This window comes from Phytopseudomonas straminea, from assembly GCF_900112645.1.
GTDB classification, from domain to species: domain Bacteria; phylum Pseudomonadota; class Gammaproteobacteria; order Pseudomonadales; family Pseudomonadaceae; genus Aquipseudomonas; species Aquipseudomonas straminea.
This window is the reverse complement of the sequence record NZ_FOMO01000004.1, coordinates 208,429-228,850: the sequence shown is the minus strand read 5'-3', so window position 1 is coordinate 228,850 and position 20,422 is coordinate 208,429. Positions and strand designations below refer to the sequence as shown.

General features: G+C 62.1%; 19 protein-coding genes. 16 read left to right on the top strand and 3 right to left on the bottom strand.

The window, feature by feature from the left end; genetic code table 11:
• Positions 1 to 11: 11 nt before the first annotated feature.
• The 14 genes from BM279_RS11580 (at position 12) to ispD (ending at position 16,117) form a co-directional block, all read left to right on the top strand.
• Positions 12 to 515 (top strand): OmpH/Skp family outer membrane protein, encoded by a 504-nt coding sequence (locus tag BM279_RS11580; protein WP_027911076.1) that lies wholly within the window; start codon positions 12 to 14, stop codon positions 513 to 515.
• Complete coding sequence (gene lpxD, locus BM279_RS11575; RefSeq protein ID WP_093503868.1) at positions 515 to 1,576, top strand: UDP-3-O-(3-hydroxymyristoyl)glucosamine N-acyltransferase; 1,062 nt, start codon at positions 515 to 517, stop codon at positions 1,574 to 1,576. The genes BM279_RS11580 and lpxD overlap by 1 nt, the downstream gene beginning before the upstream one ends.
• A 43-nt stretch (positions 1,577 to 1,619) precedes the next feature.
• A complete protein-coding gene (fabZ, locus tag BM279_RS11570; RefSeq protein WP_013792507.1) occupies positions 1,620 to 2,060 on the top strand; it encodes a 3-hydroxyacyl-ACP dehydratase FabZ in 441 nt (146 codons plus the stop codon).
• Positions 2,057 to 2,833, top strand: coding sequence for an acyl-ACP--UDP-N-acetylglucosamine O-acyltransferase (lpxA, locus tag BM279_RS11565; RefSeq protein ID WP_093503866.1), 777 nt, complete (start codon positions 2,057 to 2,059; stop codon positions 2,831 to 2,833). Before fabZ ends, lpxA begins: the two co-directional genes overlap by 4 nt.
• A 3-nt stretch (positions 2,834 to 2,836) precedes the next feature.
• Positions 2,837 to 3,970, top strand: coding sequence for a lipid-A-disaccharide synthase (lpxB, locus tag BM279_RS11560; RefSeq protein WP_093503864.1), 1,134 nt, complete (start codon positions 2,837 to 2,839; stop codon positions 3,968 to 3,970).
• On the top strand, positions 3,970 to 4,578 hold the full coding sequence (rnhB, locus tag BM279_RS11555) for a ribonuclease HII (protein ID WP_093503862.1): 609 nt from the start codon (positions 3,970 to 3,972) through the stop codon (positions 4,576 to 4,578). Before lpxB ends, rnhB begins: the two co-directional genes overlap by 1 nt.
• Before the next feature lie 76 nt (positions 4,579 to 4,654).
• Positions 4,655 to 8,194, top strand: coding sequence for a DNA polymerase III subunit alpha (dnaE, locus tag BM279_RS11550; RefSeq protein ID WP_093503860.1), 3,540 nt, complete (start codon positions 4,655 to 4,657; stop codon positions 8,192 to 8,194).
• A gap of 241 nt (positions 8,195 to 8,435) precedes the next feature.
• The gene (locus BM279_RS11545) at positions 8,436 to 9,386 is read left to right on the top strand and encodes an acetyl-CoA carboxylase carboxyltransferase subunit alpha (protein WP_093503858.1); all 951 of its coding nucleotides are present in this window, start codon (positions 8,436 to 8,438) and stop codon (positions 9,384 to 9,386) included.
• A 76-nt stretch (positions 9,387 to 9,462) separates the two neighbouring features.
• On the top strand, positions 9,463 to 10,773 hold the full coding sequence (gene tilS / locus BM279_RS11540; RefSeq protein WP_093503856.1) for a tRNA lysidine(34) synthetase TilS: 1,311 nt from the start codon (positions 9,463 to 9,465) through the stop codon (positions 10,771 to 10,773).
• Positions 10,774 to 11,065: 292 nt separating this feature from the next.
• Positions 11,066 to 12,697, top strand: coding sequence for a CTP synthase (locus BM279_RS11535; RefSeq protein ID WP_074881162.1), 1,632 nt, complete (start codon positions 11,066 to 11,068; stop codon positions 12,695 to 12,697).
• Positions 12,698 to 12,700: 3 nt separating this feature from the next.
• Positions 12,701 to 13,546, top strand: a complete 846-nt coding sequence (kdsA, locus tag BM279_RS11530; protein ID WP_013792499.1) for a 3-deoxy-8-phosphooctulonate synthase — start codon at positions 12,701 to 12,703, stop codon at positions 13,544 to 13,546.
• A 141-nt stretch (positions 13,547 to 13,687) separates the two neighbouring features.
• Positions 13,688 to 14,977, top strand: a complete 1,290-nt coding sequence (gene eno, locus BM279_RS11525; protein WP_093503854.1) for a phosphopyruvate hydratase — start codon at positions 13,688 to 13,690, stop codon at positions 14,975 to 14,977.
• 154 nt (positions 14,978 to 15,131) lie between these two features.
• Complete coding sequence (gene ftsB, locus BM279_RS11520; RefSeq protein ID WP_027903495.1) at positions 15,132 to 15,410, top strand: cell division protein FtsB; 279 nt, start codon at positions 15,132 to 15,134, stop codon at positions 15,408 to 15,410.
• Complete coding sequence (gene ispD, locus BM279_RS11515; RefSeq protein ID WP_093503852.1) at positions 15,407 to 16,117, top strand: 2-C-methyl-D-erythritol 4-phosphate cytidylyltransferase; 711 nt, start codon at positions 15,407 to 15,409, stop codon at positions 16,115 to 16,117. Before ftsB ends, ispD begins: the two co-directional genes overlap by 4 nt.
• A 15-nt stretch (positions 16,118 to 16,132) precedes the next feature.
• On the opposite strand, the gene BM279_RS11510 is transcribed toward ispD, so the two are convergent.
• A complete protein-coding gene (locus BM279_RS11510; protein WP_093503850.1) occupies positions 16,133 to 16,456 on the bottom strand; it encodes an HPF/RaiA family ribosome-associated protein in 324 nt (107 codons plus the stop codon).
• A 129-nt stretch (positions 16,457 to 16,585) separates the two neighbouring features.
• Positions 16,586 to 17,473 (bottom strand): LysR substrate-binding domain-containing protein, encoded by an 888-nt coding sequence (locus tag BM279_RS11505; protein ID WP_093503848.1) that lies wholly within the window; start codon positions 17,471 to 17,473, stop codon positions 16,586 to 16,588.
• Between the two features lie 124 nt (positions 17,474 to 17,597).
• Between BM279_RS11505 and BM279_RS11500 the strand changes: the two genes are divergently transcribed.
• Positions 17,598 to 18,710, top strand: coding sequence for an S-(hydroxymethyl)glutathione dehydrogenase/class III alcohol dehydrogenase (locus BM279_RS11500; RefSeq protein WP_093503846.1), 1,113 nt, complete (start codon positions 17,598 to 17,600; stop codon positions 18,708 to 18,710).
• A 60-nt stretch (positions 18,711 to 18,770) separates the two neighbouring features.
• Positions 18,771 to 19,616, top strand: coding sequence for an S-formylglutathione hydrolase (gene fghA, locus BM279_RS11495; RefSeq protein WP_093503844.1), 846 nt, complete (start codon positions 18,771 to 18,773; stop codon positions 19,614 to 19,616).
• Positions 19,617 to 19,793: 177 nt separating this feature from the next.
• Here the strand turns inward: fghA and BM279_RS11490 are convergent, their stop codons facing one another.
• A complete protein-coding gene (locus BM279_RS11490) occupies positions 19,794 to 20,351 on the bottom strand; it encodes a Dps family protein (RefSeq protein WP_093503842.1) in 558 nt (185 codons plus the stop codon).
• Between the last annotated feature and the right edge of the window lie 71 nt (positions 20,352 to 20,422).

Here is a 20,422-nt window from a genome sequence, read left to right as displayed (position 1 = left end):
GGAGTTGCACCGTGCGTAAGTTGATTAAACTGGCTCTGTTAAGCGTCACCATGCTGGCTACCCCGGCCTTCGCGGAAATGAAGATCGCGGTGCTCAACTACCAGATGGCTCTGCTCGAGTCGGACGCTGCCAAGCGTTACGCCGTCGATGCCGAGAAGAAATTCGGTCCGCAGCTTAACAAGCTCAAGACCCTGGAAAGCGACGCCAAGCGCATTCAGGACCGCATCGTCAAAGACGGTGAGAAGATGCAGACTGCCGAACGCGAGCGCCTCGAGCTGGACTTCAAGCAAAAGGCCCGTGACTTCCAGTTCCAGTCCAAGGAACTGAACGAAGCCAAGGCCGTCGCAGATCGCGACATGCTCAAGAAGCTCAAGCCCAACCTGGACAAGGCCGTTGAAGAAGTCATCAAGAATGGCAACTTCGATCTCGTGCTCGAGCGTGGCGCCGTCATCGATGTGAAACCGCAATTCGACATCACCCGTCAGGTGATCGAGCGCATGAACCAGATGCGTTGATGATGTCCACACCGGTATTCACGCTCGGCCAGTTGGCCGAGCAGCTGGGCGCCACCTTGCGTGGCGTGGCTGATCAGACAGTCGACGGGCTGGCAACCTTGCAGGATGCCGGCCCGTCTCAGCTGACGTTCCTGTCCAATGCGCAGTACCGCAAGCATCTGGCCAGCTGCCAGGCCGCTGCTGTGTTGCTCACTGCGGCCGATGCGGAGAGCTTCAGCGGTAATGCGCTGGTGGTTGCCAATCCGTATCTGGCCTACGCCTCGCTTTCCCATCTGTTCGATCGCAAGCCCAAGGCGCAGCCAGGCGTTCATCCTACCGCGGTGGTGGCTGATGACGCTCAGATCGATACTACTGCTGCGATCGGTCCTTACGCAGTGATCGAAACGGGCGCGAAGATCGCCGCCGGCGTGACCATAGGCGCCCACTGCGTGATCGGTGCGCGTTCGCAGATCGGCGAAGGCGGCTGGTTGGCACCGCGGGTTACCCTGTATCACGACGTGCGTATCGGCAAGCGGGTGGTCATCCAGTCCGGTGCGGTGATCGGTGGCGAGGGCTTCGGCTTCGCCAACGAGAAAGGTGTCTGGCAGAAGATCGCTCAGATCGGTGGCGTCAGCATCGGTGATGACGTCGAAATCGGCGCCAACACCACGCTCGACCGCGGCGCGCTGTCCGATACGCGGATCGGCAACGGCGTGAAGCTGGATAACCAGATCATGATCGCGCATAACGTGCAGGTCGGCGACAACACGGCGATGGCCGCCTGCGTTGGTATTTCCGGCAGTACCTCCATCGGCAAGAACTGTATGATCGCCGGCGGCGTAGGCATGGTCGGCCATATCGACGTGTGTGACGGCGTATTCGTGACAGGCATGACCATGGTCACCCGCTCGATCACCGAGCCCGGCGCCTATTCCTCGGGCACCGCCATGCAACCTGCAGCCGAGTGGAAGAAAAGCGTGGCGCGCATCCGCCAGCTGGACGACATGGCGCGGCGTGTGAAGCAGTTGGAAAAACAGCTGGCTGCCGTGACCTCGAGCGGGAATGCCTCATCTGATGCCTGAGCCAATGGCTGGCTCTTTCTCTTTATTACGGGCTTCTCTGGAAATGATGGAAATCAACGAAATTCGCGAGTACTTGCCGCACCGTTATCCGTTCCTGCTGGTGGACCGGGTCACGGATCTGGATCTGGAAGGCAAGTGCGTTCGTGCCTACAAGAATGTCAGCGTCAACGAGCCATTCTTCAACGGCCACTTTCCCGAGCACCCGATCATGCCAGGCGTGCTCATCATCGAAGCCATGGCGCAGGCCGCCGGTATCCTCGGCTTCAAGATGATGGATGTGAAGCCTGCCGATGGCACGCTCTACTACTTCGTCGGCTCCGATAAGCTACGCTTCCGTCAACCGGTCGTGCCCGGTGACCAGCTGATCCTCGAGGCCAAGTTCCTCAGCAGCAAGCGCAGCATCTGGAAGTTCGAATGCAAGGCCACGGTCGATGGCAAGGAAGTGTGCTCGGCCGAAATCATCTGTGCGGAACGCAAGTTATGAGTTTGATTGACCCTCGTGCCATCATCGATCCCAGCGCCAAGCTGGCCGACGACGTCGTCGTCGGCCCTTGGTCGATCATTGGGCCCGACGTAGAAATTGGCGAGGGCTGCGTGCTGGGTCCCAACGTGATCATCAAGGGCCCTACCCGAATCGGGAAGCACAACAAGATCTACCAGTTCGCCTCGCTCGGTGAAGACACCCCGGATCGCAAGTACAAGGGCGAGCCTACGCGCCTGGTCATCGGTGATCACAACATCATCCGTGAAGGCGTGACCATGCACCGCGGCACCATTCAGGATCGTGACGAAACCACCATCGGTGACTACAACCTGATCATGGCCTATGCCCATATCGGCCACGACAGCGTGGTCGGCAATCACTGCATTCTGGTCAACAACGTGGCTCTGGCCGGCCATGTACACATCGGCGACTGGGCGATCCTGTCCGGCTACACCCTGGTGCACCAGTTCTGCCATATCGGCGCGCATGCCTTTGCCGGCATGGGGGCGGCGATCGGCAAGGACGTCCCTGCTTACGTGACGGTATCCGGCAACCCGGCCGAAGCGCGCAGCATGAACTTCGAAGGCCTGCGCCGTCGTGGTTTCAGTGCCGAGTCGATGCAGGCGTTGCGCCGCGCCTACAAGATCGTCTATCGCCAGGGCTTCACCATCGAAGAGGCGCTGGTCGAGCTGGAAGAAGTAGCTGCCCAGTTTGCCGAAGTGGCGGTTTTCCGTGATTCGATCCTGACCTCCAGCCGCGGCATTACCCGCTGAATCATGGCTGAGGTATTGCGTGTCGCGCTGGTCGCCGGCGAGGCATCGGGCGACATTCTCGGTTCCGGCCTCATGCAAGCGCTCAAGGCGCAGCACCCGAACGTCGAGTTCATCGGTGTTGGCGGACCGCGTATGCAGGCTGAGGGGCTGGTCAGTGATTTTCCGATGGAACGCCTGGCGGTCATGGGGTTGGTCGAGGTGTTGGGCCGACTGCCTGAATTGCTGTCGCGCCGCCGCCGCCTGATCGCCAGCCTGATCGAGCGTAAGCCCGACGTATTTATTGGCATCGATGCACCGGATTTCACCCTCGGCGTCGAGCTCAAGTTGCGGCAGGCCGGCATTCGCACCGTGCACTACGTCAGCCCCTCCGTGTGGGCGTGGCGGCAGAAACGCGTGTTGAAGATTCGCGATGCCTGCGACCTGATGCTGACCCTGTTTCCCTTCGAGGCGCAGTTCTACGAGGCGCATCAGGTGCCGGTCTGCTTCGTCGGCCATCCGCTGGCTGATGCGATTCCGCTACAGGCTGATCGCGCCGCCGCCCGTGAACAGCTGGGCTTGCCCCTTGACGTACCGGTCATCGCGTTGCTGCCCGGCAGCCGCGGTGGCGAGGTTGCGCGCCTGGGTAGTCTGTTTCTCGATGCCGCCGAGCGCCTGCGTGCGCTGCGTCCGGGCGTGCGTTTCGTGCTGCCCTGTGCCAGCGCCGAGCGTCGCCAGCAGCTGGAGCAGATGCTGATCGGCCGTGATCTGCCGCTGCACTTGCTCGACGGCCGCTCACACGACGCGCTGGCAGCCTGCGATGCAGTGTTGATCGCCTCTGGAACCGCTACGCTCGAAGCGCTGCTCTACAAGCGGCCGATGGTGGTGGCTTACCGCGTCGCACCGATGACCTTCCGCATTCTCAAGCGGCTGGTGAAGAGCCCGTACATCTCGCTGCCCAATCTGCTCGCCCAGCGCCTGCTGGTGCCCGAGCTGATTCAGGATGCCGCCACGCCCGAAGCGCTGGCCCAGACCGTTTCACCGCTGCTGGTCGACGGTGAAGTGCAGACCGAAGGCTTCGATGCCATTCACCGCACCCTGCGCCGTGACGCTTCCCAGCGTGCCGCGGCTGCCGTGCTCGGTCTGCTGGGGCGTAATTGATGCAACTGGGCCTGGATTTCGCTACCGTCGAGGAGCTGGTCGCCGGTGTCGACGAAGTGGGTCGTGGTCCGCTGTGTGGTGCAGTGGTGACCGCGGCGGTGATTCTCGATCCGGCGCGGCCGATCCTCGGGCTCAACGACTCCAAGAAGCTGACCGAGGCGCGCCGTGAGAAGCTGTTCGACGAGATCCGCGAAAAGGCTTTGGCCTGGTGCATCGCCCGCGCGGAAGTAGAAGAAATCGACCGCCTGAATATTCTGCATGCCACCATGCTGGCCATGCAGCGCGCGGTCGAGGGCCTCAGTGTGACGCCTAAACTGGCGCTTATCGACGGCAACCGCTGCCCTAAACTCTCGGTGCCCAGCGCGCCGGTGATCGGCGGCGATGCCCAGGTGCCAGCCATCGCTGCGGCTTCGATCCTCGCCAAGGTCAGCCGTGATCGCGAAATGCGCGAGCTGGACGCCCTATACCCGGGTTACGGCATCGCGCTGCACAAGGGCTATCCGACGCCCGTTCATCTCGAGGCCCTGACCCGTCTGGGCCCGACTCCCATCCACCGGCGCTCCTTCGCGCCGGTACGTCGCCTGCTGGAAGCCACGAGCGGCAACTGAGCGTACTCAGGCCGCTGTCGATCCTTCCAGTTACGGTACAATCCGCGTTTTGTCGCTTTTCCTGCAGGGCTTCTTCATGGCTGTTTCCTTCGTTCATCTTCGCCTGCACACCGAATACTCCCTTGTCGATGGCCTGGTTCGCGTCAAGCCACTGGTCAAGGCCGTGGCTGGCGGCGGCATGCCCGCCGTGGCGGTCACCGACATGAGCAACATGTGCTCGCTGGTGAAGTTCTACAAAGCGGCCATGGGCGCCGGCATCAAGCCGATCTGCGGTGCCGACATCTGGCTGGCCAGCGCCTACGAAGATGGCCCGCTGACGCGTATCACTCTCTTGGCGATGAACCCCAAGGGCTATCGCAACCTGACCGAACTGATCTCGCGCGGTTGGAGCGAGGGGCAGAGCAATGACCTGGTGATCATCCAGCGCGACTGGGTCAAGGAAGCCAGCGAAGGGCTGATCGCCCTGTCCGGCGCCAAGGAGGGCGAGATCGGCCATGCGCTGCTCGATGGCGAGCTGGCCAAGGCCGAAGCGCTGCTGCAGGAGTGGCTGGCGGTGTTCCCCGAGCGCTTTTACCTCGAAGTGCAGCGCACCAGTCGCGTCAACGACGAAGAGCACGTGCACGCCGCCGTTGCCCTGGCCGACAAGACCGGCGCGCCGCTGGTGGCCACCAACGACGTGCGCTTTCTCAAGCAGAGCGATTTCGAAGCCCACGAGACCCGCGTGTGCATCGGCGAAGGCCGCATCCTCGACGACCCGCGCCGCCCGCGGATCTACTCCGACCAGCAGTACCTGAAATCGCCAGAGGAAATGGCCGAGCTGTTCAGCGACCTGCCGGACGCGCTGCAGAACACCGTCGAGATCGCCAAGCGCTGCAACATCGACGTGCAACTGGGCAAATACTTCCTGCCGGATTTCCCGGTACCGGAAGGCATGACCATCGACGAGTATTTCCGCAAGGTTTCGTTCGACGGCCTCGAGGAGCGCCTCGAGGTCCTGTTGCCCAAGGACACGCCGGATTACGACGCCAAGAAGCAGGTGTACATCGACCGGCTGAATTTCGAGCTGGATATCATCATCCAGATGGGCTTCCCCGGTTACTTCCTGATCGTTATGGACTTCATCCAGTGGGCCAAGAGCAACGGCGTGCCAGTGGGGCCGGGCCGTGGTTCAGGTGCCGGTTCGCTGGTGGCCTACGTGCAGAAGATCACCGACCTCGATCCGCTGGCCTACGACCTGCTGTTCGAGCGCTTCCTCAACCCCGAGCGGGTCTCCATGCCCGACTTCGACGTCGACTTCTGCATGGACGGTCGTGACCGGGTCATCGATTACGTGGCCGAGAAGTACGGGCGTAATGCGGTGAGCCAGATCATCACCTTCGGCTCCATGGCGGCCAAGGCGGTAGTGCGCGACGTGGCGCGGGTACAGGGCAAGTCCTACGGCTTGGCGGATCGTCTGTCGAAGATGATCCCCTTCGAAGTCGGCATGACGCTGGAAAAGGCCTTTGAAATGGAAGAGCCGCTGCGCGACTTCCTCAAGGTCGACGAGGAGGCTGCTGAGATCTGGGACATGTCCCTCAAGCTCGAAGGCATCGTGCGTGGTACCGGCAAGCACGCCGGGGGCGTGGTGATCGCGCCGACCAAGCTGACCGATTTCGCGCCGATCGCCTGTGACGAGGAGGGCGCCGGCCTGGTGACCCAGTTCGACAAGGACGACGTCGAGCAGGCCGGTCTGGTGAAGTTCGACTTCCTCGGCCTACGCACCCTGACCATTATCAAGTGGGCACTGGAAACCATTCACCGTGACCAGCGCGCCGCCGGGGTGGCCGAAGAGGATCTGGTCAACATCGACTTCATTCCGCTCGATGACAAGCCGACTTACCAGATGCTGCAGAAAGCCGAAACCACGGCAGTCTTCCAGCTCGAATCGCGCGGCATGAAGGAGCTGATCAAGAAGCTCAAGCCCGACTGCCTGGAAGACATGATCGCATTGGTGGCGCTGTTCCGCCCCGGCCCGCTGCAGTCCGGCATGGTGGACGACTTCATCAACCGTAAGCACGGCCGCGCCGAGCTATCCTACCCGCACCCTGATTACCAGTACGCGGGCCTGGAACCGGTGCTCAAGCCGACGTACGGGATCATCCTCTATCAGGAACAGGTCATGCAGATCGCCCAGGTAATGGGCGGTTATACCCTGGGCCAGGCGGACATGTTGCGCCGCGCCATGGGCAAGAAGAAGCCCGAGGAAATGGCCAAGCAGCGTGGCGGCTTCATCGAAGGTTGTGCCAACAACGGCATCGATGCCGATCTGGCGGGCAACATCTTCGATCTGGTGGAAAAGTTCGCAGGCTACGGCTTCAACAAATCCCACTCCGCCGCTTACGGCTTGGTGTCCTACCAAACCGCCTGGTTAAAGGCGCATTACCCGGCGCCATTTATGGCCGCGGTGCTGTCGGCGGATATGCACAACACCGACAAGGTGGTGATCCTTATCGAGGAATGCCGCAGCATGAAGCTGCGCATCGATCCGCCGGATGTGAACGCTTCGGAGTTCAAGTTCACCGTCAGCCACGACGCGAACCAGACCCAGCGCATCCTCTATGGCCTCGGTGCAGTCAAGGGCGTGGGCGAAGGTCCGGTGGAAGCCATCGTCGAAGCGCGTCAGGACGGCCCGTTCAAGGACCTGTTCGACTTCTGCTCGCGCGTCGACCTCAAACGCATCAACAAACGGACCATGGAAGCGCTGATTCGCAGCGGCGCTCTGGATCGCCTGGGCCCGCACTTTCACGACGAGATCAAGGCCTACCAGGCCAACATCGACCGTAATCGTGCCGTGCTGCTCGCAGCGATGGAAGAGGCGGTGCAGGCCGCCGAGCAGACCGCACGTAGCCACGACAGCGGCCATATGGACCTGTTCGGCGGCGTGTTCGCCAGCCCCGAAGCGGATGTCTATGCCAACCATCGCAAGGCGCGCGAGCTGTCCCTCAAGGAGCGCCTCAAGGGCGAGAAGGACACCCTGGGCCTGTACCTGACCGGCCACCCGATCGACGAATACGAAAGCGAAGTGCGTCGGTTCGCCCGCCAGCGCATCGTCGACCTCAAGCCGGCTCGCGACACCCAGACCATCGCCGGCCTGATCGTCAACCTGCGGGTGATGAAGAACAAGAAAGGCGACAAGATGGGCTTCATCACCCTGGACGACCGTTCCGGGCGCATCGAGGCCTCGCTGTTCGCCGATGCCTTCGCCAGCAACCAGGCACTGCTGCAGAGCGATGCCTTGGTGGTGGTGGAAGGCGAGGTCAGTAACGACGATTTCTCCGGCGGCATGCGCCTGCGTGCCAAGCGGGTGATGAGCCTGGAAGAAGCGCGCACCGGCCTGGCCGAAAGCCTGCGGGTCAAGGTGCAGGCCGCGGCGCTCAAGGGCGACCGGCTGCGCTGGCTGGGCGAGCTTTGCCAACGCCATCGCGGGGCTTGTCCGATCACCCTGGATTACACCGGTGCCGATGCCAAAGCCCTGCTGCAGTTTGGCGAAGAGTGGCGAATCGACCCGGCCGACAGCTTGATTCAAGCGTTACGTGACCAGTTCGGGCGAGACAACGTCTTCCTGCAATACCGCTGATATGGCGGCGCTGAAAAGGTAGGGCTCAGGCCACGTCTTTTCAGCCCTGACACTGCATGTTTGCCCCTGGTGTGCGCAAATCTTATGATTTGCCGCCGTGCGAATGCCTGGCGCATTTGCCGGCATTTTCGCCGGAAGTGCACTGCAGGTGTCGACCTGAAGGCGCCTGTTCCTATAAGGTAGGCGCCAATTGGATACACGCTCCCCGGCCCTTTTGGCCGTCGACGCATGACGGATGCCTATGAACCCGAATTATCTCGATTTCGAACAGCCGATTGCCGACCTGCAAGCCAAGATCGAAGAGCTTCGTCTGGTCGGTAACGACAACTCCCTGAACATCGGCGACGAAATCGCCCGCCTGCAGGACAAGAGCAGCACGCTCACCGAGAGCATTTTCAGCAATCTGACCAGCTGGCAGATCGCCCGCCTCGCGCGCCACCCGCAGCGTCCGTATACCCTGGACTACCTGCAGCACATCTTCACCGAATTCGAAGAGCTGCATGGCGACCGCCATTTCTCTGACGACGCCGCCATCGTGGGTGGCGTTGCCCGTTTGAATGGCCAGCCAGCCATGGTCATCGGCCACCAGAAGGGCCGCGAAGTGCGTGAGAAGGTACGCCGCAATTTCGGCATGCCGCGCCCGGAAGGCTACCGCAAGGCTTGCCGTCTGATGGAAATGGCCGAGCGCTTCAAGATGCCGATCCTGACCTTCATCGACACTCCAGGCGCCTATCCGGGTATCGACGCCGAAGAGCGTGGCCAGAGCGAGGCAATCGCCTGGAATCTGCGCGTGATGGCCCGCCTGAAAACGCCGATCATCTCCACCGTGATCGGTGAAGGTGGCTCCGGCGGCGCTCTGGCCATCGGCGTGTGCGACAACCTCAACATGCTCGAATACTCGACCTATGCGGTGATCTCGCCGGAAGGCTGCGCTTCGATTCTGTGGAAGACTGCCGAGAAAGCGCCGGATGCTGCCGAAGCCATGGGCATTACCGCCGAGCGCCTGAAAGGCCTGGGTATCGTCGACAAGGTGATTGCCGAGCCGCTGGGTGGTGCACACCGTGATCCGGCCGCTGCCGCCGAATCGATCCGTCAGACGCTGGCCGCTCAGCTCGAGGACCTTCGCAAGCTCGACACCGACGCGCTGCTGGCCCGTCGCTACGAGCGCCTGATGAGCTACGGTATCGCCTGATGCCGCTTCACCCCGCAAGCAGGCCAATCGCCCCGATGGCCGCCATGCTTGCGGGGTTGCTCCACTGATCTGTCCAATGTCTCTCGAATCTGCGGTGCTTGCACGCCTTGCGGCCTGGCGTCATGCGCCTGCCTGGCGAGTAGCGTTTTCCGGCGGGCTCGATTCTTCCGTTCTGTTGCATCTGCTCGCCACGGCGGCCCGGCAGCATGAGTTGCCGCCGATTTGCGCCGTTCACGTTCATCACGGGTTGCAGGCGGTTGCTGATCAGTGGCCTGCGCATTGTCAGCGCTTTTGCGATGAACTTGGTGTTTCTCTAAATATCGCGCCTGTACAGGTTGCGCCCGGAGCGAGCCTGGAGCGCGCGGCACGCGAGGCGCGCTATGCAGCATTTTCCGATTTGCTGAAAGCGGACGAAGTGCTTTTGCTGGCCCAGCATCAGGATGACCAGGCGGAAACCCTGCTTTATCGGCTGCTGCGTGGCGCCGGTGTGCGCGGGCTGGCGGCGATGGCGCAGAGTCGTTCATTGGGTGCGGGGCATGCGGTCAGACCGCTGCTGGAGGTGCCTCGCAAGACGCTGGAAGCCTACGCCGCTCGTCATGGGCTGCAGTGGGTGGAAGACCCCTCGAACGACGACAGCGGTTTTGCCCGCAACTTTCTGCGTCGAGACATCCTGCCTAAGCTGGCCGCTTATTGGCCCGGCGCACCGGCGGTACTGGCCCGCGCCGCGGCGCATCAGGCTGAGGCTCACGGGTTGCTGCGGGATCTGGCGGAAATCGATCTTGAACGCTGTCGCGGGCAGCTGGAGATTTCCTGGTTGGGTACTCCCTGTCTGGATCTGTCGGCGCTGCGCCAGCTCACCGAGGCGCGGCAGCGCAACCTGCTCAGGCACTGGCTGGACAATGAAACCCGTATGCCGGACAGCCGGCATTGGCAGGGCTGGGCGGATCTGCGTGATGCTGTCGCCGATGCGTCGCCCGTGTGGCGGCTGGAAAGCGGCGAGCTGCGCCGCCATGGCGATCAGCTGCTGTGGCTTGGCGAAGCATGGGGCGCGCCATGGGCGAGCCAGGAGCAACCTTGGCCTAACGGTGAACGCCCGCTCGAGCTGCCCGGCAACGGCATCGTTGCCTTTGCCGGGCCAGTTCCCGATGGGCGACTGAGCATCGCTTATCGGCAGGGCGGGGAGGTGCTCGACCTTCCAGGGCGTGGCCGGCGTGATCTGAAGAAGTTGCTTCAGGAAGCTGGCGTGCCCGAGTTCATCCGTCCGCGGCTGCCGCTGTTGAGGCGTGATGGCCAGGTTGTCGCGGTGGCCAATTTGCGGCTGGATCCTTCTGGCGCAGAACTGCGCTGGCAATTCTCATCGGTGGTGAGGCCTGTTGGGGCGTGGTAACGCCGGCCGTAGTTTTTGCTCGGCGCTAACTCGCTGATTTGTTGAAAGTTATCCCCGGCTCGGAAGTTACACCGGTAGCCGTTTTCACGCCGTACCAGCTTGCTGTTCTTCCCCCCTCAGGACCTTTCCGGTAGACTACGCTCCCGTCTCTATTCAGGTATTCGCTGCTTCTTCCGGAAGCGGTGGATGTTTGCTATTTGCCGGCATGGTTCGCCATGTTTGCTAAGGTGAACCAAGGCCTTCTCTGCTCCCCGGCGGCACGACCGCCACTGCTGACTTCTTAGGGTTTTTCATGACGCGCTTCATTTTCGTCACGGGTGGTGTTGTTTCTTCATTGGGGAAAGGCATCGCCTCGGCATCCTTGGCGGCAATCCTGGAGGCGCGGGGCCTGAAGGTCACGATGCTCAAACTGGATCCGTACATCAACGTCGATCCGGGCACCATGAGCCCGTTCCAGCATGGTGAGGTGTTCGTCACCCACGATGGCGCCGAGACCGACCTCGACCTGGGGCACTACGAGCGTTTCATCCGCACCACCATGACCAAGAGCAACAACTTCACCACCGGCCGCGTGTACGAAGACGTACTGCGCAAGGAGCGCCGTGGTGATTACCTGGGCGCGACCATCCAGGTCATTCCGCACATCACCGACGAGATCAAGCGCCGCATCATCAAGGGTGCTGGAGACGCCGACGTGGCCATGGTCGAGATCGGCGGTACGGTCGGTGACATCGAATCCCAGCCGTTCCTAGAGGCGATCCGCCAGCTGCGCGTGGAAGTGGGCGCCAAGCGCGCCATGCTGATGCACCTGACTCTGGTGCCATACATCGCCACCGCCGGCGAAACCAAGACCAAGCCGACTCAGCATTCTGTCAAGGAACTGCGCTCCATCGGCCTGCAACCCGACGTACTGGTGTGCCGCTCGGATCACCCGATCGATGTATCGTCGCGCCGCAAGATCGCCCTGTTCACCAACGTCGAAGAGCGCGCGGTGATCAGCCTGGAAGACGTGGATACCATCTACAAGATCCCGGGTGTGCTGCATGCCCAAGGCCTGGATGACTTTGTCGTCGAGCGTTTCGGCCTGGATTGCCGCGGCGCCGATCTCTCCGAATGGGACCGCGTGGTGGATGCCAAGCTGAACCCGGAGAAGGAAGTCACCATCGCCATGGTCGGTAAGTACATGGAGCTGCTGGATGCCTACAAGTCGCTGATCGAAGCGATGAGCCACGCCGGTATCCAGAACCGCACCAAGGTCAACCTGCGTTACATCGACTCCGAAGACATCGAGAACCAGGGCACCGACCTGCTGCAGGGCGTCGACGCGATTCTGGTGCCGGGCGGTTTCGGCCTGCGCGGTGTGGAAGGCAAGATCACCACGGTCAAATATGCCCGTGAGAACAAGATTCCGTACCTGGGCATCTGCCTCGGCATGCAGGTGGCGGTCATCGAGTTCGCCCGTAACGTGCTGGGCTGGAGCGACGCCAACTCCACCGAATTCGATATCGCCAGCGGTCACCCGGTGGTCGGCCTGATCACCGAATGGCAGGACGCGACCGGCGTCACCGAGTCGCGCACCGAGGCCTCCGATCTGGGCGGCACCATGCGCCTGGGTGCCCAGGATTGCCAGCTACTGCCGAACTCGCAGGTGCATGCCTGCTACGGCAAGGACGTGATCGTCGAGCGCCATCGCCATCGCTACGAAGTGAACAACAACCTGCTGCCGCAGCTCATCGAAGCGGGCCTCAAGGTGACCGGCCGCTCCGGTGACGGTGCTCTGGTCGAAGTAGTGGAGAGCGCTGACCATCCGTGGTTCGTGGCCTGCCAGTTCCACCCGGAGTTCACCTCCACGCCCCGTGATGGTCATCCGCTGTTCAGCGGCTTCGTCAACGCGGCGCTCGCCCATCAAGCTAAGAAGGCCTGACCCATGGCACAGAAAACCGTTCGTGTCGGCAAGATCGACATCGCCAACGACAAGCCCTTCGTGCTGTTCGGCGGCATCAATGTGCTGGAGTCCCGTGACCTGGCCATGCGTGCCTGCGAGGAATACGTACGGGTTACCGACAAGCTCGGCATCCCCTACGTGTTCAAGGCCAGTTTCGACAAGGCCAACCGCTCCTCGGTGACCTCCTTCCGCGGCCCTGGCCTGGAAGAAGGCATGAAGATCTTCGAGGAAGTGAAGAAGACCTTCGGCGTACCGGTGATCACCGACGTGCACGAACCCTACCAGGCGCAACCGGTGGCCGATGTCTGTGACATCATCCAGCTACCGGCCTTCCTGTCCCGGCAAACCGACCTGGTCGTCGCGATGGCCAAGACCGGCGCGGTGATCAACATCAAGAAGGCGCAGTTTCTCGCTCCCCAGGAGATGAAACATATTCTCGCCAAATGTGTCGAAGCCGGGAACGATCAGTTGATCCTCTGCGAGCGTGGCTCGTCCTTCGGGTACAACAACCTGGTGGTCGACATGCTCGGCTTCGGCATCATGAAGGCCTTCGAATACCCGGTGTTCTTCGATGTTACCCATGCCCTGCAGATGCCGGGGGGCCGTGCGGATTCCGCCGGCGGGCGTCGCGCCCAGGTCACCGAGCTGGCCAAGGCCGGCATGAGTCAGGGCCTGGCAGGTCTGTTCCTCGAGGCGCATCCGGATCCGGAAAACGCCAAGTGCGACGGCCCGTGCGCATTGCGTCTGGACAAGCTGGAGCCGTTCCTGGCGCAGCTCAAGCAGCTGGATGATCTGATCAAAAGTCAGGATCCGATCGAAACCGCCTGATGGCGTTTCCCGGTCTCGTCTGTTTCACCGCCCGGCCTTTTGGCCGGGTTTGTATGTCCGGCTGGCTGCCATCGCGTGCGGCCGGTCGCGATCAGCGAATGCAGCAGTGCGTTTTCGACAACTTCTGGAGAGCTTACAAGAATGGCAAAGATCGTCGACATCAAGGGTCGTGAGGTTCTCGACTCCCGTGGCAACCCCACCGTGGAAGCGGACGTAATCCTCGACAACGGCATCGTTGGCAGCGCCTGTGCGCCGTCCGGTGCCTCCACCGGTTCGCGCGAAGCGCTGGAACTGCGTGATGGCGACAAGAGCCGTTACCTGGGCAAGGGTGTGCTGAAAGCCGTGGCCAACATCAATGGCCCGATCCGCGACGCACTGCTGGGCAAGGACCCGGTCGACCAGAAAGCCCTCGACAAGACCATGATCGAGCTCGATGGCACCGAGAACAAAGCCAAGCTGGGCGCCAACGCCATCCTCGCCGTGTCCCTGGCCTCTGCCAAGGCTGCTGCCCAGGATCAGGATCTGCCGCTGTACGCGCACATCGCCAACCTCAACGGCACCCCGGGCCTGTACTCCATGCCGGTGCCGATGATGAACATCATCAACGGTGGCGAGCATGCCGACAACAACGTCGACATCCAGGAGTTCATGGTGCAGCCGGTTGGCGCCAAGACCTTCTCCGACGGCCTGCGCATGGGCACCGAAATCTTCCATCACCTCAAGGCTGTGCTGAAGGCCCGTGGCCTGAACACCGCTGTAGGTGACGAAGGCGGCTTCGCACCGAACCTGACCTCCAACGAAGACGCCCTGTCGGCCATTGCCGAAGCCATAGCCAACGCCGGCTACAAGCTGGGCACCGACGTGACCCTGGCTCTGGACTGCGCGGCTTCCGAGTTCTATGAAGATGGCAAGTACAACCTGTCCGGTGAAGGCAAGTCGTTCGATGCGGAAGGTTTCGCCGAGTACCTCAAGGGTCTGACCGAGCGCTTCCCGATCATCTCCATCGAAGACGGTCTGGACGAGTCCGACTGGGCGGGCTGGAAGATCCTTACCGACAAGATCGGCGCCAAGGTTCAGCTGGTGGGTGACGACCTGTTCGTGACCAATACCAAGATCCTCAAGGAAGGTATCGACAAGGGCATCGGTAACTCGATCCTGATCAAGTTCAACCAGATCGGCTCGCTGACCGAAACCCTGGAAGCCATCCAGATGGCCAAGGCGGCCGGCTATACCGCGGTGATCTCGCATCGCTCGGGCGAAACCGAAGACAGCACCATCGCCGACCTGGCTGTCGGTACTGCCGCTGGTCAGATCAAGACCGGTTCGCTGTGCCGTTCCGACCGCGTCTCCAAGTACAACCAGTTGCTGCGTATCGAAGAGCAGCTGGGCGCCAAGGCGCTGTACCGCGGTCGCAGCGAGTTCCGCGGCTGAGTCAGGTTCGTGCGGCTGGGGCAATTTCCTGCCGCGCGGGCTTCCTTGGAGCACCGCCAGGCTCACTGGCGGCCTTGCCGGATAGCAATGACGCAGGGAGAATCCACGGATGTCCGCCGCCGCGACCCTTTCCTACCCGAGTGCCTCACCTGCCATGCGTAGTCCCTACTGGCTCTTTCCCGTTCTGATCCTTGTGCTTGCAGGCCTGCAGTATCGCCTGTGGGTGGGCGAGGGCAGTCTGGCGCAAGTGAGTGAGCTGCAGCAGCAGATCGCCGATCAGCAGGGCGAGAACGAGCGCCTGCTCGAACGCAACCGCATCCTCGAAGCCGAGGTGATGGAGCTGAAGAAAGGTATGGAAACCGTCGAAGAACGTGCCCGCCACGAGCTGGGTATGGTCAAGGACGGCGAAACCCTCTATCAGTTGGCTGAATGAACACACCTGATCTGCCGCCGTTCTGGGCGGTAATTCCGGCCGCCGGCATCGGCAGCCGCATGCGTGCCGACAGGCCCAAGCAGTATCTGCAGCTGGCCGGCAAGAGCATTCTCGAACACACCCTCCACTGTTTTCTCGATCACCCCTGCCTGCGTGGTGTGGTGGTCAGCCTGGCCGAGGACGATCCGTTCTGGCCATCGCTCGATTGCGCCCATGATGGGCGAATCCACACCGCTGCCGGCGGGGCCGAACGCGCCGACTCGGTACTCAACGCCCTGCTGCGTCTGGCCGAGCTGGGTGCTGGTGAACAGGACTGGGTGCTGGTGCACGATGCCGCGCGGCCGAATCTGGCGCAGTCTGATCTGGATCTGCTGCTGGCCGAATTGGCCGACGACGCCATCGGCGGGCTGCTCGCCGTGCCGGCCCGCGATACCCTCAAGCGCGTGGGTAGCGATGGCCGCGTGCGCGAAACCATTGATCGCTCGGTAATCTGGCAGGCTTACACGCCGCAGATGTTCCGTCTCGGCGCCTTGCATCAGGCACTGGCTGAAGCCTTGGTGTCGGACGTCGCGGTCACCGATGAGGCCTCGGCCATGGAATGGGCCGGGCAAGCGCCGCGGCTGATCGAAGGCCGGGCGGACAACCTCAAGGTCACCCGCCCGGAAGACTTGCACTATCTGGAGCGCCTCTGGCGAGGCCGCCACTGAGTCACAGTCTGGAGCTTAGTGAATCCACTTCTTGGCGTTCTTGCCGATGTTGCGTTCCAGCACCGAAGTTAGCTTGTTCATGGCGCCGTCGATAGCCTGCTGCAATTCGCAGGCATCAAAAGACACCGACATCGGGTCACGCCCCTTCATCCGCGCTTCGACCTTGCAGCGTTTGTCCTGGGGGCCGCTCTTGAGGGCGTTCTCGTCCGAGAGGTGGATTTCCACCCGTGTGAGATGTTCTTCGTAGCGCTGAAGTTTGTTGCGCACTCGACTGCGAATGTCCGTCTTGAAGGCCATGGAGGTATCGACGTGCTTTCCGCTGTTGACCATGACTTGCATAACCCTGTCCTCATGCTGGTGGTTTGCAACGCCCCGAGCAGGGGCCTCATGGATTCCGACGGAGTGTGGGCGGCGGTGTTCGCCGGCGCTTGTGACATTCTGTGAGCGCTGGGCTTGCAGGCACCGGCATCAGGCGTATTCAGGGCGCTTGGCAAGACCGTAACGCAATGCGTCGATCAACTGCCTAACCTTGGGCGACAGATGACGCTGTTGGGGATACAGCGCCCACACCGCGGTGTTGGGCGGTTGGTGATTGTCTAGCAGGGAAACCAGGGCACCGCTGCGCAGATGCTCGAGCACGTAGTAATCCGGCAACTGACACAAGCCGAGCCCGGCCATGGCTGCGTCCAGAACGGCCTGTCCGCTGTTGCAGCGCCAGTTTCCGTTGATTCGCTGCGAAGCTTCACGGCCTTCGAGTTGAAAGGCCCAGACATCGCTGCTGCCAATCAGGCAATTGTGCCGAGCCAGTTCTGACAGGCTGTGCGGGCGACCGTAGCGCTGCAGGTAGTCGGGCGACGCGCACAGGTACATGCGCCGAGGTGCCAGGCGGGAGGCCAGCATGCGTGAATCCTGCAGGCGCCCCAGGCGGATGGCGATGTCGAAGCCGTCCTGCACCAGATCGAGGGTGCGATTGCTCAGCTCGATTTCCACGGAAAGCCTGGGGTGGCGCGCCATGAAGCTGGTCACCAGCGGCACGATGAAGCGCTCGCCGTAGGCCACCGCGCAGGTCATGCGCAGCAGACCCTTGGGCTCGCTGCCCAGGTCGCCGACGGCGTTCAGTGCCTCCTCGCGCGCGTCCTGCAGGCGCTGGCAGTGCTGCAGAAAGGTCTGGCCGGCTTCGGTCAGCGCCACCTTGCGTGTGGTGCGGTAGAACAGGCGGGTATGCAGGCGTTCTTCGAGGCGCGCTATCTGCCGGCTCACCTGCGAAGACGAAAGCCCCAGGCGTTCTGCCGCTGCGGTGAACTGGCCGCATTCGGCGACGGCAACGAATTCGTCCAGCCCTTCCCAGCGGCTCACGGCATCACTCGCGACATTATCGATTATCCCTGTAGAGCAATAATGTTTTGCATTCTGCCTGATTATCTCAATCGATGGCTCTACTACACTCGTCGCCATCGCAATTCATCTGGAGAGCCGAAACATGATCAAGTCGCGCGCCGCTGTAGCCTTTGCCCCCAACGAGCCGCTGAAAATCGTCGAAGTGGATGTCGAGCCGCCAAAGGCCGGCGAAGTGCTGGTGCGCATCGTCGCCACCGGCGTGTGCCATACCGATGCCTACACCCTGTCCGGCGCCGACTCCGAAGGCGTGTTCCCGTCGATCCTCGGCCATGAAGGCGGTGGCATCGTCGAAGCCATCGGCGAGGGCGTGACCTCGGTGGCCGTCGGTGATCATGTGATCCCGCTGTATACCGCCGAATGCCGCAAGTGCAAATTCTGCCTGTCCGGCAAGAGCAACCTGTGCAGTTCGGTGCGCGCCACCCAGGGCAAGGGCCTGATGCCCGACGGCACCACGCGTTTCAGCTACAACGGCGAGCCGATCTACCACTACATGGGCTGCTCGACCTTCTCCGAGTACACCGTGCTGCCGGAAGTGTCCCTGGCCGTCATTCCGAAAGAAGCGCCGCTGGAAAAGGTCTGCCTGCTCGGTTGCGGCGTGACCACCGGCATCGGCGCCGTGCTCAACACCGCCAAGGTGGAGGAGGGGGCCACCGTGGCGATCTTCGGCCTGGGCGGCATCGGCCTTGCGGCGATCATTGGCGCCAAGATGGCCAAGGCCTCGCGCATCATCGCCATCGACATCAACCCGGCCAAGTTCGACGTGGCTCGGGAGCTGGGTGCGACCGATTTCGTCAATCCGAAGGATTACGACAAGCCGATCCAGGACGTCATCGTCGAGCTCACCGACGGCGGCGTGGACTACAGCTTCGAGTGCGTCGGCAACGTGCAACTGATGCGCGCCGCTCTGGAATGCGCCCACAAGGGCTGGGGCGAGAGCGTGATCATCGGCGTGGCCGGCGCGGGTCAGGAGATCAGCACTCGTCCGTTCCAGCTGGTGACCGGTCGAGTATGGCGCGGCAGCGCCTTCGGTGGCGTCAAAGGCCGTACCGAACTGCCGAGCTATGTCGAGAAGTCGCAGAGCGGCGAGATTCCGCTGGACACCTTCATCACCCACACAATGGGCCTGGACAAGATCAACGACGCCTTCGACCTGATGCATGAAGGCAAGAGCATCCGCACCGTCATCCACTACTGATCAGTGGGGCGGATGGCACCTTCGCAAGAGGGCGCTATCCTCCGCCCGTGAGGATTTGCCATGACCTTGGAAATCGTTTCCAGCAACAAGAGCTTCGGCGGCTGGCACAAGCGCTACAAGCACCGCTCCTCCAGCCTCAACTGCGACATGGTGTTCGCCGTCTACCTGCCGCCGCAGGCCGAAAAAGGCGCCAAGTTGCCGGTGCTGTACTGGCTCAGTGGCCTGACCTGCACCGACGAGAACTTCATGCAGAAGGCCGGCGCCCAGCGCATTGCCGCCGAGCTGGGGTTGATCATCGTCGCGCCGGACACCAGCCCGCGAGGCGAGGACGTGCCGGATGACGCCAATGGCGCTTATGACTTCGGCCTCGGCGCCGGCTTTTACGTCAACGCCACCCAGGAGCCCTGGGCCCGCCATTACCGCATGTACGACTACGCGGTGCAGGAGCTGCCGGCGCTGATCGAGGCCAACTTCCCAGTATCGGAGAAGCGCGGTATCGCCGGCCACTCCATGGGCGGCCACGGTGCGCTGATCTGTGCGCTGAAGAACCCGGGTCGTTACCAGTCGGTATCGGCGTTTTCGCCGATCGCCAACCCGGTCAATTGCCCGTGGGGCGAGAAAGCTTTCAGCAACTATCTGGGTGAGGACCGTTCGCGCTGGCGCGAGTGGGATGCCAGCCTGCTGATCGCCGAGGCCGGGGAGAAACTGCCGATTCTGGTTGATCAGGGTGATCGCGATGATCTTCTCGATGGTCAGCTCAAGCCCCAGGCGCTGGAGGCAGCCGCCAAGGCGGCAGGGCACCCGCTGACTTTGCGGATGCAGCCGGGCTACGACCACAGCTATTACTTCATTGCCAGCTTCATTGAAGATCACCTGCGCCATCATGCCGAGGCGTTGGCAGGCTGAAGTAGTTCCTCGATAGGAGAGACTTTCGCGGGCATGGACTGGGCGTGCCCGTCCGCTGCCAAAGGTTTCCGCTCATATTGTGGGAGCGGGCCATGCCCGCGAAGCGATAGTGAAAGCACAGAACGGAAAAAGGGCGCTGCAGACCAAATCCGCAGCGCCCTTTTTATCGCCTGACGCTTATTCGCCCAGACTGGAACGCAGCATCCAGGCGTTCTGCTCGTGCACGCCGATTCGCGCTACCAGCATGTCGTGGCTGAACAGGTCGCCAGCCTCTTCGGCCAGCTCCGCGAACTCGCTCATGCGACGGGCAGCGGTTTCGTTATCCAGCACCAGTTGCTTGATCATCTGCGGCGTGGTGCCGTGGGGCGCCTCGTTGTCGATCACGGTCAGCGAGCGGAAAGTTTCTCCGCCAGTCGGCACCAGCTTGCCCAGGGCGCGGATGCGCTCGGCAATTTCGTCGGCGGCCTGGTGCAGTTCGTTGTACTGCTCGTCGGTCAGCTTGTGCAGACCATAGAAGTTGGCGCCTTGCACGTTCCAATGCACACCCAGCGTTTTCACGTACAGGGTATAGCTGTCGGCCACCGCCTTAGTTAGGGCCTCGGCGACTTTCTCGCGAGCGCCACGATCAACACTGGTGTTGATGCTCAGGCCATCGCCTTTGGGTTTGGGTTGTGCAGCCTTGGGCGCGGCTTTGCTCTTGGGTTTCGCTACTGCTGGTTTCTTTGCTACTGCCATGATGGTCTCCATGGTTGCTAGAAATTCTGCTACCTCTTGTCGACCCACCAAAACGCCAAAACATTCCCACG